This is a genomic window from Variovorax sp. 05N34, from assembly GCF_056397405.1.
On sequence record NZ_JBFTNI010000003.1, the window covers coordinates 145,368 to 158,469 of the forward strand.

Sequence of the window (13,102 nt, forward strand, 5' to 3'; positions counted from 1 at the left end):
TCAGTGCCTGAAGTGACGCACGCCTGAGAGCACCATCACGACGCCGCGCTCATTGGCGGCATCGATCACTTCCTGATCGCGCATCGAGCCACCGGGCTGGATGACCGAGGTGGCGCCCGCATCGACGACCACGTCGAGTCCGTCGCGGAATGGGAAGAAGGCATCACTTGCGACCGCGGTGCCCAAAAGCGAAAGACCCGCATGCTGCGCCTTGATGCTCGCGATGCGCGCCGAGTCGAGCCGGCTCATCTGCCCTGCGCCGACACCCATCGTCATGCCCTGCGCACAGAAGACGATCGCATTGCTCTTCACGAACTTTGCGACTTTCCATGCGAACAGGAGATCCTGCATCTGCTCCGGTGTGGGCTGCTTCTTGCTCACGATCTTGAGTTCGTCGATGGACAGTTCGCGGTTGTCGGCCGTCTGCATCAAGAGCCCCGACCCGATGCGCTTCACGTCCACTGCGTTGCGGCCGTTGTCCCAGTCCGTCTTGCCACCAGGCGGCAGCGCGATCTGCAGGATGCGCACATTGACCTTGCTCTTGAACACTTCGAGTGCTTCGGGCGCGTAGCCCGGCGCCATCAACACTTCGACGAACTGCTTGCTGACAGCCTCGGCGGTCGCTCTGTCCAAGGGGCGATTGAAAGCGATGATGCCGCCGAAGGCCGATGTCGGATCGGTCTTGAAGGCCTTGCTGTATGCGTCCAGGACATCGTTGCCCGTTGCGACCCCGCAAGGATTGGCGTGCTTGACGATCACGCACGCGGGCGTGTCGAAACTCTTCACGCATTCCCAGGCGGCATCGGCGTCGGCGATGTTGTTGTAGCTGAGCTCCTTGCCTTGCAACTGCGTGGCCGTGACCAGCGAACCCGGTGCCGGATACAGGTCACGGTAGAACGCGGCCTGCTGGTGAGGATTCTCTCCATAGCGCAGATCCTGCAGCTTGACGAAGCGGCCATTGCTTTGCGCCGGAAACAACGCGTGATTGCCGTCTTCCTGGATCCGCGAAAGATAGTCGCTGATCGCCCCGTCGTATTGGCTGATGCGATTGAAGGCCGCGACCGAAAACGCGAACTTGGTCTTGTCGCTGAGCTTGCCGTCGGCCTTGAGCTCCGCCAGTGCGCGCGGATACTGCGATGCATCAGTCAACACACCGACGTCCTTCCAATTCTTGGCAGCGCTGCGCACCATTGCCGGGCCGCCGATGTCGATGTTCTCGATCGCGTCTTCCAGCGTGCAACCCGGCTTGGCTACCGTGGCTTCGAACGGATAAAGATTGACCACCAGCAGGTCGATGGTGTCGATGCCGTGCTCCTTCAGGGCCGCCATGTGCGCGGACACGTCGCGGCGCGCGAGCAGGCCGCCATGCACCTTCGGGTGCAGGGTCTTCACGCGACCGTCGAGCATCTCGGGAAAGCCCGTCAGCTCGGCCACTTCCGTGACCGGAAGGCCGGCATCGGCCAGAAGCTTGGCGGTGCCGCCGGTCGACAGCAGCTTGATGCCAAGCGCGTGCAGCGCCTGGGCGAATTCGAGGATGCCGGTCTTGTCGGAAACGGAAATCAGTGCATTCATCAGGAGTTACTTCAGCAGTTTGTGTTCGACCAGCTTCTTGCGCAGCGTGTTGCGGTTCAGGCCGAGCCATTGCGCGGCCTTGGATTGATTGCCCTCTGCGCGCGTCATCACGACGTCGAGCAACGGCTTTTCAACGACACGAACCAACATGTCGTACATGCCGTCGGGCTCGGTTCCTCGCAGATCTCGGAAATAGCTGTCCAGACTGGTTCGTACACAGTCTTCAATGTGTTTCTTGCTCATGGCCTTCTCTTCTTCTCCTCTTGTTCTTGCCTGCTTCACGCCAGCGCGTCGACCGCCTGCTCGTCCGTGGGCTCGAGCGCGTCACGCGCGGCAAGCGGGATGCGATCCATCCGGGTTGCCAGCGTGTCGAAGAATCCGGCCACCGCGCGCAGCTGCGCGTCGCAATCTTCGATGGCGTTCATCGCACTGCGGAATTCCTCGCCGCCCGGAAGCGCACGCACATACCAACCGATGTGCTTGCGCGCCGTGCGAACGCCGCTGTAGTCGCCGTAGAGGGCGTAGTGCTGTTGGAGATGCTCGAGCATCAGGCGCCTTACCTCCGCGATCAGCGGCGGCGCAAGGTGCGTTCCCGTTTCCAGAAAATGCGCGATCTCGCGAAAGATCCAGGGCCGGCCTTGCGCGGCCCTGCCGACCATCACCGCATCGGCGCCGGTGGCGGCAAGCACGTCGCGCGCCTTTTCCGGTGATGTGATGTCGCCGTTGGCAACGACCGGAATGCACACCGCTGCCTTGACCGCCGCGATCGTGTCGTACTCCGCATGCCCCTTGTAGCCCTGCTCGCGCGTGCGCCCATGAACGGTGAGCATCTTCACGCCGGCCTGCTCGAATCGCCGCGCCAGCGTCACCGCGTTGCGACGATCGTCGCTCCATCCGGTGCGCATCTTGAGCGTGACAGGGACGTTGTGCGGTGCAGCAGCCTTGACCACGGCTTCGGCAATCTCGAGCGCCAGCGGCTCGTCGCGCATCAACGCCGAACCGGCCCACTTGTTGCACACCTTCTTGGCAGGGCAACCCATGTTGATGTCGATGATCTGTGCGCCACGGTCAATGTTGTATTGCGCGGCCTCGAACATCATGTCGGCGTCGGTGCCGGCGATCTGCACCGAGATCGGGCCGGGCTCGCCATCGTGATTTGCACGGCGCGAGGTCTTGAGAGTGCCCCACAGTTCCTTGCGCGACGTGACCATCTCGCTGACTGCATAGCCTGCGCCGAGCTCGCGGCACAGCATGCGAAACGGCCGATCGGTGACGCCCGCCATGGGCGCGACGAACAGGCGGTTTTCCAGCGCGATGTTGCCGATGTGCAAGGTCATTGGGAGAAGTCGCGCGCGCTGGGCTGCTGAAAAATGAGGCACGATTGTAGCGGCCGCGCGGTGTGCCGGCTGAAACGATTTGCACCTTGACCGGGGCCAGATGGCGTGTCTGCAACACCTGGCATCCATACTTGCACCTACACGCCGTTGTGTCTGCGGCTTTCTATACTGCAGCGCACATGCAAGACTGGCTCGACTCACTCATGGCGCTCCTGGCGCTTCCTCAATATGGGTTGAGCACGGTATTCATCGCCGCTTTCGTATCAGCGACATTGCTGCCCGTCGGGTCGGAACCGGTGCTGTTCGGGCTACTCAAGCTCAACCCCGAACTGTTCTGGCCGGCGATCTTCATTGCGACGCTCGGCAATACCTTGGGCGGCGGCGTCGACTGGTGGATGGGCTATGGCGCGCACAAGGTTGCCGACAAATATTCGCACTCGAAACACCATCTGCGCGTGCTCGGTTGGCTGGAACGCCTCGGGCCGAAAGCGTGCCTGCTGAGCTGGCTACCGATCGTCGGCGATCCCCTTTGCGCAGTCGCCGGCTGGCTCAAGCTGCCCTTCTGGCCTTGCCTCGGCTACATGGCCATTGGCAAGTTCGCGCGCTACATCACAATGACCGTCGCGCTGCTGCACATGTGGCCGAGCTGAGGCCGTGATCAGCTCAAGAGCCCGTACGGACCACCGCGCTCCAGCGCGCGTTGATAGGCCGGCCGCGCATGAATGCGCTCGAGATAGGACATCAGCCTGGGTCGCGAGCCATTGAGCCCGCCGCGCACGGCGGCGGCTTCCGCCGGAAAACTCATCTGGATATCGGCCCCAGTGAACGCGTCGCCTGCAAACCATTCGCTCCTGCCGAGCTCACCTTCCATGAAGTCCAGATGGCTCTTGATGTTCGGCATGATGAACGCCGTCTTGGCCTTTTGGGCGATGGCCTTTGCGATCGGCTTCGCGAAGAAGGGCATCCTGGATTTCTCGACCCTGTCGAACATCAGCTTGAGCAGAAGCGGCGGCATGGCCGAACCTTCTGCATAGTGAAGCCAATAGCGATAGCGCACGGCTTCAGGCGAGCCAGCGGCCGGAGCGAGCTTGCCGTTGCCATAGCGCTCGATCAAGGTTTCGACGATGGCGCCCGATTCAGCGAGCGTCAACCCATCGTCGGTCGTCACCACCGGCGACTTCCCCAACGGATGCACTGCGCGCAGGGACGGCGGTGCGAGCATCGTCTCGGTGTCGCGCTGGTAATGCACGATGTCGTAAGGAAGCGCCAGCTCTTCCAGCAACCAGAGGACGCGCTGCGAGCGCGAGTTGTTGAGGTGATGGACCGTGATCATGAATGCCTTGATGCTGCGCAGGCTTCAGGAACTGAACAGGAAATTCATCACGTCGCCATCCTTGACCACGTATTCCTTGCCTTCCGCGCGCATCTTGCCCGCGTCCTTGGCGCCCTGTTCACCCTTGCACGCAATAAAGTCGTTGAAGGAAATCGTCTGGGCCCGGATGTATCCCTTCTCGAAATCGGTGTGGATCACGCCGGCCGCCTGTGGGCCCGTGTCGCCGATGTGGATGGTCCAGGCTCGCACTTCCTTCACGCCAGCGGTGAAGTAAGTCTGCAATCCGAGCAACGTATAAGCCGCGCGGATGAGGCGATTCAGGCCCGGCTCTTCCTGGCCGATCTCGGCAAGGAACATCTTGCGATCTTCATCGTCCATGTCCGCGAGTTCGGCCTCGATCTTGGCGCAGATGGCAACGACCGGCGCATTCTGGGCTGCCGCATATTCGCGCAGGCGATCCAGGAACGGGTTGTTCTCGAAGCCATCTTCGGCGACGTTGCCGACAAACATCGCAGGCTTGGCCGTGATCAGCGAGAACTGCTTGATCAGCGGCTTGTCTTCCTTGCTGAATTCGACGGCACGAACCGGCTTGTTCTCGTTCAGCGCGGCCTGGCATTTTTCGAGCAGCGCGACGAGCTTGATCGCCTCCTTGTCGCCCGAGCGCGCGGTCTTGGTGTGGCGGTGCAAGGCTTTCTCGACGGTCGACAGGTCCGCCAGGCACAGTTCGGTCTGGATCACCTCGATATCGGAGATGGGGTCGACCTTGCCGGCGACGTGAATCACGTTGTCGTCTTCAAAGCAGCGCACGACGTTCACGATCGCGTCGGTTTCGCGGATGTGGGCGAGGAACTGGTTGCCAAGTCCTTCGCCCTGGCTTGCGCCCGCGACAAGCCCCGCAATGTCGACGAACTCGACGATGGCCGGCACGATGCGCTCGGGCTTCACGATCTCCGCCAATTCGGCGAGCCGCGGGTCTGGTACCTCGACCACGCCGACGTTCGGCTCGATCGTGCAGAAGGGATAGTTTTCAGCCGCGATGCCTGCCTTGGTCAACGCGTTGAAGAGGGTGGACTTGCCGACGTTGGGCAGGCCGACGATGCCGCACTGGAGACTCATGGCGGGGGCTTTCAGAAATCTTTGGGGGAATCGGCGATTTTAGGCGCGCCGCCTTTAGCGAGCCGAACGCCCGCGCCCGTCCTCATTCGAAGCGGAGATTGGCGCCCACGGGCTGCCCGACCCGCAAGGTGTGCTCAACGCCCTGCAACACGATTGCGTTCATGCCAAAGGTGATGGCGCCGTTCACGCGCGCGTCGGCGCGATACGTCCGCAGCGCGTCGCTCACCTCGGGGCTGCTCACGCCTGTTTCGGTATCGATGTCGGGAATCGAGCAGCGTGTGCACGGCTTGACAGGCCGGAGGTTGACCTCGCCTTCGCCCGTGATGACATGCATTGCATCGACGCGGTCTTCGTCATGCGCCTCGGTACCCGCGAGCACCAGATTGGGCCGGAAGCGCTCGATGCCCACCGGGGCATGGCCCGCGGCCGCGAGTCTTGCGTTCAGTTCGGCAAGCGATCCTTCGCTGATCACGAGCAAGGGATAACCGTCGGCGAACTGGTTGAGGGCCTCGATACCGTCCGTCCAGTCGAGGCTCGACAGCCTCCGTTGCTCCGGATCGAAACGGACCATGCGCAGCTTTCGCGGTTGGCCTGGTTCCGAGAGGAAGTCGCTGAACCATTGCGCAGCGAGATCGCCCATGTCGTAGGCGGCGATCTTGTCCTTCCAGACACGCACGCGCGTCGGCGCTTCGACGCGGTCGAAGGCAATGTGCAAGGCCAGCATGCCAGGCGCCCGCAGCACCATTTCGGTGTGCCTGAGTTGCGGCCTGATCAGCGCCATGCGCGGCAATTCGCGCTGTGTCACGAATTCGCCTGCCTCGTCGACAACCATCCAGGCGCGATCGAACTCAAGCCCTGTTTCGATGACGAGCGCTTCCGTGACCTCCACGCCAGCGCACGATTTCACCGGATAGACGAAGAGGCGCGCGATTCTGGCCTGGAGATCAAAGTCGGAGATATTCACGGGCGGTTCCTTGGGTCCATGGTCAAGAGCCGCGATTCTCCCGCACGGCGGCACTGGCAAAGGCTCCTCCTACAATGCCGCGATGGCTCTTCCTCCCGAAGTTTGCATTCGCGGCGCCGGCATCGTCGGCCGCACACTGGCGTTGCTGCTGGCCCGCGAGCGCGTGCGCGTGGCGCTGGTAGCGCCTGCCGCTGCGCCAGCCACGGAAGACGTGCGCGCCTATGCGCTCAACACGGCTTCGAAGACCCTGCTCGAGTCCCTGCGGGCCTGGCCCGACGCGGCGCATTCCATGCCGGTACGCGAGATGCTCGTCTACGGTGACGAAGGCGGCCGCGTTCAGTTCAGCGCGGCGCGCCAGAAGGTCGACGCCCTGGCATGGATCGTCGACGTCCCGGCGCTCGAACAGCAATTGAGCGATGCAGTGCGCTTTCAGCCCCGCATCGAAGTCGTGACGGAGCCGGTGCCGGCGTCCCTCACCGTGGTATGCGAAGGGCGCGCAAGCGCCACTCGCGAAACGCTCGGGGTGAGCTACGAAGTCACGCGCTATCCCCAACACGCGATCGCAGCACGGCTCGAAGCCGACAGGCCGCACGACGGCATTGCACGCCAGTGGTTCAACGACAAGGGCGAAGTGCTGGCGCTGCTGCCGCTCGCGGATGCGAACCGCGCCGCAGACGCGCACGCCTTTGACCGCTCGCTGGCGCTGGTATGGTCGGTCGACCAACTGAGAGCGCCCACTCTACTCGCCCAGGGAGAGGACGAATTCAGCGCCGCCCTGCGCGAAGCCACTCATGACTCGCTCGGTGCGCTCACACTCAACAGCCAACGCGCCGCTTGGCCCTTGCAACGCGCCATCGCCGGCCGATGGACGGGGCGGCTCGGCGATGGGTCGGCCTGGGCGCTTGCCGGCGATGCAGCGCACACCGTGCATCCGCTCGCAGGCCAGGGCCTGAATCTCGGCCTTGCCGACGTGGCCGCGCTGGCGGAAGTGATCAAGACGCGCGACTATTGGCGCGGCGTCGGAGACGCACGGCTGTTGCGCCGCTACGAACGTTCGCGCCGCACCGACGTGCTGTCGATGAGCCTCGCCACGGACGGACTTCAACAACTCTTCGCCCACAGCGCCGATCCTTTGCCGGCGCTGCGTAACTGGGGCATGCGCGGGTTCGACCGCACACGGCTCGTCAAGAACTGGATCGCACGTCAGGCCATGGGCCTGCAATGAACGTCGGAACACCCTCATGAAACCACTCGCGCGCCCTCTTTTTCGTCCTCTCCTCTCGGCAATGGCCTTCCTTGCCTTGGGCCACGCGTTGACGGCCTCCGCCGGGGAAGCCGAAATCCGCAAGAACCTGGCAGAGCGCATTCCGCAGTTCGCCAAGATCGACGAAGTCACCAAGTCGCCGGTTCCGGGCCTCTATGAAGTGCGCGTCAACGGCTTCGAGATCTTCTATACCGACGAGCAGGGCAATTACCTGCTGCAGGGCAATCTCATCGATGTGAAGCAACGCAGGAACCTCACCGAAGAGCGGGTCGAAAAGCTCAGCGAAGTCGCTTTCGACAAGCTGCCGATGAAGGACGCCATCAAGATCGTGCGCGGCAACGGAAAGCGCAGGCTGGCCGTGTTCGCGGACCCGAATTGCGGCTATTGCAAGCAGTTCGAGCGCGACATGACCAAGGTCGACAACGTCACCATCCAACTCTTCCTGTACCCGGTGCTGGGTCCGGATTCGGTCGTCAAGGCACGCAACATCTGGTGCGCCAAGGACAAGGCCAAGGCCTGGAACGACTGGATGCAACGCGGCGTGACACCTGACGCCGGCGAATGCGACACCGCGGCACTCACGCGCAATCGGGAATTCGGCCAGAAATACAACATCACCGGCACGCCAACGCTCATCTTCAGCGACGGCACACGTGCACCGGGTGCCATCCCGGCCGCGCAGGTCGAAAAGCAACTCGCCGCTCTCAATTGATGGCTTCGCCGGCCATCCACTACCGCGTGGAGTGCGCGGATCGGAGCGCGCATCTGTTCAGCGTCACATTGACGATCGATAAGCCGGCCGCGCTGCAGCGCGTCGAGTTGCCGGTCTGGATTCCGGGCAGCTACCTGGTGCGCGAATTCTCGAAGAACCTGCAGAACCTGCGGGCCACGCAGGGGCGGCGCAAGCTTGCGACGCACCAGATCGACAAATGCAGTTGGCAGATTGAATGCGTGCCCGAAAAGGCTCTGGAGCTGCGCTATGAGGTCTGCGCCTATGACAACTCCGTGCGCACCGCATGGCTCGATGCCGATCGCGGGTTCTTCAACGGCACCAGCCTCTGCCTGAGGGTCGAGGGCCTGACCGAGGTGCCACACGGGATCGACGTGGTTGCGCCCGCGACGCCGAAGGACGGCGCTCGCTGGTCGTGCGCCACGGCGCTGAAGCCCCAGCGGATCGATCGCCACGGCTTCGGCAACTATCTCGCATCCGGCTACGACGAACTGGCCGACAGCCCGGTCGAAATGGGCGCGTTCTGGAGTGCCGAATTCGAAGCCTGCGGCGTACCGCATCGCTTCGTCGTCGCTGGCGCGCCGGCTTCCTTCGACGGCGAGCGGCTGCTGGCCGACGCCCAGGCGATCTGCGAGACGCAGATGCGCTTCTGGCATGGCGACAAGGTCGGCAAACGAAACGGACCGAAGCCGCCGCATGACCGCTACGTATTCATGCTCAACGCGGTGGACGACGGCTATGGAGGCCTTGAGCACCGACACTCGACAGCCCTCATCTGCACGCGCCGCGACTTGCCGCAAGTCGGGGCCCGCAAGCAGCCCGATGGCTACACCACGCTGCTCGGCCTGATCAGCCATGAGTACTTCCACACCTGGAACGTGAAGCGCATGCGGCCGGCCGAGTTCTCGCGCTATGACTACGCGCACGAAAACTACACGCGCCTGCTGTGGCTCTTCGAAGGTTTCACCAGCTACTACGACGACCTGCTGCTGCGCCGCGCCGGTCGCATCGACGACGCGAGCTATCTCAAGCTGCTCAACAAGACGATCAACCAGGTGCTCCAGACGCCGGGGCGGGTCGTTCAGTCGGTGGCGGAGGCGAGCTTCGATGCGTGGGTCAAGTACTACCGACAGGACGAGCAGACAGCCAACACCACCGTGAGCTACTACACGAAGGGCGCGCTGGTCGCGCTGTGCTTCGACCTCACGCTTCGCTCCGAAGGCAAGGGCACGCTCGACCAGGCCATGCGTCTGCTGTGGAAGAACAGCGATGGCGGCCCCATCGATGAAGACGACTTCGCCGCCGCGCTCGAAGCGGTCGGCGGCCGATCATTTGCTACGGAAATCGCAAGCTGGGTCCATTCGACGGACGAATTGCCCTTGTCCGATTTGCTGCGGGCGCACGGCGTGGCCACGCTCGACGACCCGGCCCAACGCGCGCAGGAACTCGGCCTGAGAGTGGCCGAGTCGAACGGCAGCGTGCAAGTCAAGACCGTGCTGCGCGGCGGCGCGGCCGAGCAAGCGGGCTTTTCGGCCAACGACGAATGGATCGGGATCGAATTGCCGGCGAGCAAGGGGCGGCCGGCTCAGGCATGGCGGCTCGCTCGCCTCGACGATCTTGCCCTGTACCTGGGCACGGCCAGGAAGCTGACAGCGCTCGTGGCACGTGATCGCCGCTTGCTGCGCCTGCCGCTCACAATGCCCACGGGCGTGACGACGTGGCGCCTTTTCGCGCAGGATTCCGTCAAGCTTTCCGGCTGGCTGAGTCGCGCCTAGGCTTACGGCCTGTCGCCGCCTGCGGACTGTTCAAACAAAGGAGATACGCATGAACTACGAGAACATCGAAGTGCGGGTCGAAGCCGAAAAGGTCGGCATCATCACGCTCAACCGCCCCAAGGCACTGAACGCGCTCAACGACGCGTTGATGACCGAGCTGGGTCAGGCACTGAAGGACTTCGACGCGAATTCCGCCATAGGCTGCATCATCGTCACCGGCAGTGAGCGCGCATTCGCGGCCGGTGCGGACATCTCCGCCATGGCCAAGTACACCTTCCTGGATGCCTACAAAGGCGACTTCATCACACGCAACTGGGAAATCATCCGGCAGATTCGCAAGCCGGTGATCGCTGCGGTCGCGGGTTTTGCGCTTGGCGGCGGTTGCGAACTGGCAATGATGTGCGACTTCATCATCGCGGCCGATAACGCGAAGTTCGGGCAACCCGAAATCAAGATCGGCGTGATCCCCGGCGCGGGCGGCACGCAGCGGCTGCCACGCGCGGTCGGCAAATCCAAGGCCATGGACATGGCGCTCACGGCCCGAATGATGGATGCGGCCGAAGCGGAGCGCGCCGGGCTGGTGAGCCGCGTCGTTCCCGTCGACAAACTCGCCGAGGAAGCCCTTGGTGCTGCCCTGGTGATCGCAGGCTATTCGCAGATTGCCGTGATGGCCGCCAAGGAGTCGGTCAACCGCGCTTTCGAAAGCGGCTTGTCAGATGGTGTGATGTTTGAACGGCGGTTGTTCCATGCGCTGTTCGCAACGGCGGATCAGAAGGAAGGCATGGATGCGTTCCTGAACAAGCGCGCTCCTGATTTCAAGCATCAGTAGCATCAAGCATCGGTGTGCGCACTCAGGGCGTCTGCGGCGACTCAGGCGCTGCCGATGCCTCTGGCTGCTGAACGGCATGGCTGAGCGCGTCCCGCAACGCGGACAGCGACGGACTGGAAGGCATTCCCGTCGCCGGCGGCGTCTTCCCCTCGCGCCAACGCACCTGCGAGCCCGCGATTTCGAAGACGGCGAGCACTTCGCCCTTGCGCTCCAGCGACACCCGCCACTCGGGCGCTGCTTTCAGTGTCTGAGCGCCGACCGCCGATATGGCGGCGGATCCAAGCAGGGCATTCAGGTCGCGTGCCTCTTCACGCGAGAAACTGTGAGACTCTCCGCCGCGCCGGCTGATCGTGATCCGACTCCATTGTGAGAGGGCCGCGAAGGTAGGAGGATCGGTCGCCTCGGTTCGGACCGATGAAGACGACGGGCGGCTCGCCGCAGGGGCTGCGGGCGGCGGTGGGGCATCGGCGGGCCTTGGCGCGGATGTTTCAGCTCCCTTCGGGGGCGTGCCGGGTGGCGAATCTGGCAAAACCAGCCGCGCGACGGTGTTCGACGGCGGCACCGGCGCAGGCTTGGTCGGAGGGAGCGGGCTTCCGGCTCGCTGATTTTCCGCGGTGGCTGGGCGCGGCGGCTCTGGTCGAGGCGTCGGCTGAGGGGCGATGCTTACTGGCGCTGACGCTGGCTCCGCCGGCTGGGCGAGTTCAGCAAGCGGCGCGGAGTGGTTGACTGATCCGATGTCACCTGAAAGGGGAAGCGTGTTTGACTGCTGCTCGGCCTGCGGCGTCGGTGCAACCACCCGTGCTTCATTGACAGGACGCGGAATCGGAACGGGGTCGCGCTGCAAGAAGAACAATGCGACGACGGCAAGCAGCACCGCAACGACAGCCGCGCTTCGAAGCAGGCGTGAGCCTTTGCCTCTGCCCCTTTGGACGAACACACTTCCCCATCCGGAATGCGCCGCACGTTCGAGCTCAGCCTCGGCCTCTTCAGGATCCAGCGCACCCACGGCATCGTAGGCCCTCCTCAGGATGCCCTTGCGCAGCCGCCAGTCGGGCACGACGCTGTGGTCCGGCGCGTGTTCAAGCGCCCGCCACACCTGACGATCGTGCAGATCGTCTGCTCCCTCGTCGGCATCAGCGTCGACAACCGAGAGGTACCGTTCCATGCAAGCACGAAGCTTCTTCAGGCCGAAGCGCAGCCGGCTTCTGACCGTTTCGATGTCGACGTCGAGCGTGGTCTCCAGCACTTCCAACGTAAAGCCGGCCTCATGGCGCAACAGGAAGGCGGCACGCTGGTCCTCGGGCAGTTCGTTCAGGCAGGCCAGCAGCCGGCGGCCTGCCGCGCGCCAGAACGCAAGCTCTTCCATTGAAGGGGAAGAGGCATCGGCAGACTCGCTGCCGCCTTGCAGCAGTCCACGGCTGAACAGCCGAGCCGCCTCCAGTCCGTCGCCGTCTTCGTCGTGCGCATAGAAGGCGACCTCGTGACCACTGATCCGCAGCCGCTCGATGGCAAGGGTGTGCGCGACGGTGAAGGCCCAGGTGCGCCAAGCGATGCCTTGCGGCGAAAAACTCTCGCGCTCGGAGATGATGCGCGTCCAGGTCTCCTGGAACACCTCGTCCGCCTCAGGCGCGAGCCGAATGCCCAACAGGCGCCGGACGAACCGATACAACGCGCTTTCATGTCGTGCGTAAAGCAAGTCGAAGGCCGACGTGTCGCCGCCCACATAGGCAAGCGTCAGTTGATCGTCTGGCAGGGCTTCAAGGGAAACGGAAATCGCGTCGGGCGCAAGCATCCGCTGATTTTTACCTCACGTTGAACTCGCGAGGCTGTCGTGCGCTCGCCGAAAGAGTCCGCATCCCCATCGAGCGCTATAGGACAGCTCGGAAACAGCTATAATTTTGGGCTCGGCTCTTTAGCTCAGTCGGTTAGAGCGATGGAATCATAATCCACAGGTCCGCGGTTCGAGTCCGTGAAGAGCCACCAGTCAAACCGAGATCAAGCCGGTAAGCGTCTACTCACATGATGCTTGCCGGCTTTTTCATGTAAGCGCCCCTGTAAGCAAATCCCTCAAGAACGACGCTTGCCGCTGTCGCCGCGCATCCGCAACCGGCAGCCCCAAAAACTTTCCGATGGTCTGCGAGCGGAGACAAAAGTCTGCCCGGGCTCGCGCGCGCGTACTGGA

12 protein-coding genes and 1 tRNA gene are annotated in these 13,102 nt (G+C 63.4%); 6 read left to right on the forward strand and 7 right to left on the reverse strand.

Annotation, left to right across the window (positions count from 1 at the left end):
* From purH to dusB, 3 genes are read right to left on the reverse strand one after another with little or no spacing between them, the layout of a single operon-like run.
* Positions 1-1,572: a bifunctional phosphoribosylaminoimidazolecarboxamide formyltransferase/IMP cyclohydrolase gene (gene purH, locus AC1DMA_RS09675; RefSeq protein WP_478144045.1), complete on the reverse strand. Its 1,572-nt coding sequence runs from the start codon at positions 1,570-1,572 to the stop codon at positions 1-3.
* Between the two features lie 6 nt (positions 1,573-1,578).
* Positions 1,579-1,815, reverse strand: a complete 237-nt coding sequence (locus AC1DMA_RS09680) for a Fis family transcriptional regulator (RefSeq protein ID WP_093205644.1) — start codon at positions 1,813-1,815, stop codon at positions 1,579-1,581.
* A gap of 35 nt (positions 1,816-1,850) precedes the next feature.
* Entirely contained in the window at positions 1,851-2,909 is a 1,059-nt protein-coding gene (gene dusB / locus AC1DMA_RS09685; protein WP_478144046.1) for a tRNA dihydrouridine synthase DusB, read from the reverse strand.
* A gap of 179 nt (positions 2,910-3,088) precedes the next feature.
* Between dusB and AC1DMA_RS09690 the strand changes: the two genes are divergently transcribed.
* Positions 3,089-3,559: a YqaA family protein gene (locus AC1DMA_RS09690; protein ID WP_478124839.1), complete on the forward strand. Its 471-nt coding sequence runs from the start codon at positions 3,089-3,091 to the stop codon at positions 3,557-3,559.
* 8 nt (positions 3,560-3,567) lie between these two features.
* Here the strand turns inward: AC1DMA_RS09690 and AC1DMA_RS09695 are convergent, their stop codons facing one another.
* From AC1DMA_RS09695 to AC1DMA_RS09705, 3 genes are all read right to left on the reverse strand, one after another.
* Positions 3,568-4,242, reverse strand: a complete 675-nt coding sequence (locus AC1DMA_RS09695; protein ID WP_478124840.1) for a glutathione S-transferase — start codon at positions 4,240-4,242, stop codon at positions 3,568-3,570.
* Between the two features lie 24 nt (positions 4,243-4,266).
* On the reverse strand, positions 4,267-5,358 hold the full coding sequence (gene ychF / locus AC1DMA_RS09700; protein ID WP_478124841.1) for a redox-regulated ATPase YchF: 1,092 nt from the start codon (positions 5,356-5,358) through the stop codon (positions 4,267-4,269).
* Positions 5,359-5,440: 82 nt separating this feature from the next.
* On the reverse strand, positions 5,441-6,322 hold the full coding sequence (locus AC1DMA_RS09705; protein ID WP_478124842.1) for an MOSC domain-containing protein: 882 nt from the start codon (positions 6,320-6,322) through the stop codon (positions 5,441-5,443).
* Between the two features lie 82 nt (positions 6,323-6,404).
* On the opposite strand from AC1DMA_RS09705, the gene AC1DMA_RS09710 reads away from it, so the two are divergent.
* The 4 genes from AC1DMA_RS09710 to AC1DMA_RS09725 are packed head-to-tail and all read left to right on the forward strand — an operon-like array spanning position 6,405 to position 10,920.
* Positions 6,405-7,547, forward strand: coding sequence for an FAD-dependent monooxygenase (locus AC1DMA_RS09710; protein WP_478144047.1), 1,143 nt, complete (start codon positions 6,405-6,407; stop codon positions 7,545-7,547).
* 16 nt (positions 7,548-7,563) lie between these two features.
* Positions 7,564-8,298 (forward strand): DsbC family protein, encoded by a 735-nt coding sequence (locus AC1DMA_RS09715; protein WP_478144048.1) that lies wholly within the window; start codon positions 7,564-7,566, stop codon positions 8,296-8,298.
* Positions 8,298-10,091, forward strand: coding sequence for a M61 family metallopeptidase (locus AC1DMA_RS09720; protein ID WP_478144049.1), 1,794 nt, complete (start codon positions 8,298-8,300; stop codon positions 10,089-10,091). The genes AC1DMA_RS09715 and AC1DMA_RS09720 overlap by 1 nt, the downstream gene beginning before the upstream one ends.
* Positions 10,092-10,140: 49 nt before the next feature.
* The gene (locus tag AC1DMA_RS09725; RefSeq protein WP_478124846.1) at positions 10,141-10,920 is read left to right on the forward strand and encodes an enoyl-CoA hydratase; all 780 of its coding nucleotides are present in this window, start codon (positions 10,141-10,143) and stop codon (positions 10,918-10,920) included.
* Between the two features lie 22 nt (positions 10,921-10,942).
* On the opposite strand, the gene AC1DMA_RS09730 is transcribed toward AC1DMA_RS09725, so the two are convergent.
* The gene (locus AC1DMA_RS09730) at positions 10,943-12,712 is read right to left on the reverse strand and encodes a sigma-70 family RNA polymerase sigma factor (protein ID WP_478124847.1); all 1,770 of its coding nucleotides are present in this window, start codon (positions 12,710-12,712) and stop codon (positions 10,943-10,945) included.
* 114 nt (positions 12,713-12,826) lie between these two features.
* Here AC1DMA_RS09730 and AC1DMA_RS09735 point away from each other — a divergent pair.
* Positions 12,827-12,903 (forward strand) — tRNA-Met (locus tag AC1DMA_RS09735).
* The last annotated feature ends 199 nt before the right edge of the window (positions 12,904-13,102 follow it).

Excerpts from the sequence above, each read along its gene's own strand:
- purH (WP_478144045.1), bottom strand. The coding sequence starts at position 1,572 with ATGAATGCACTGATTTCCGTTTCCGACAAGACCGGCATCCTCGAATTC.
- AC1DMA_RS09680 (WP_093205644.1), bottom strand. The coding sequence starts at position 1,815 with ATGAGCAAGAAACACATTGAAGACTGTGTACGAACCAGTCTGGACAGC.
- dusB (WP_478144046.1), bottom strand. The coding sequence starts at position 2,909 with ATGACCTTGCACATCGGCAACATCGCGCTGGAAAACCGCCTGTTCGTC.
- AC1DMA_RS09690 (WP_478124839.1), top strand. The coding sequence starts at position 3,089 with ATGCAAGACTGGCTCGACTCACTCATGGCGCTCCTGGCGCTTCCTCAA.
- AC1DMA_RS09695 (WP_478124840.1), bottom strand. The coding sequence starts at position 4,242 with ATGATCACGGTCCATCACCTCAACAACTCGCGCTCGCAGCGCGTCCTC.
- ychF (WP_478124841.1), bottom strand. The coding sequence starts at position 5,358 with ATGAGTCTCCAGTGCGGCATCGTCGGCCTGCCCAACGTCGGCAAGTCC.
- AC1DMA_RS09710 (WP_478144047.1), top strand. The coding sequence starts at position 6,405 with ATGGCTCTTCCTCCCGAAGTTTGCATTCGCGGCGCCGGCATCGTCGGC.
- AC1DMA_RS09715 (WP_478144048.1), top strand. The coding sequence starts at position 7,564 with ATGAAACCACTCGCGCGCCCTCTTTTTCGTCCTCTCCTCTCGGCAATG.
- AC1DMA_RS09720 (WP_478144049.1), top strand. The coding sequence starts at position 8,298 with ATGGCTTCGCCGGCCATCCACTACCGCGTGGAGTGCGCGGATCGGAGC.
- AC1DMA_RS09725 (WP_478124846.1), top strand. The coding sequence starts at position 10,141 with ATGAACTACGAGAACATCGAAGTGCGGGTCGAAGCCGAAAAGGTCGGC.
- AC1DMA_RS09730 (WP_478124847.1), bottom strand. The coding sequence starts at position 12,712 with ATGCTTGCGCCCGACGCGATTTCCGTTTCCCTTGAAGCCCTGCCAGAC.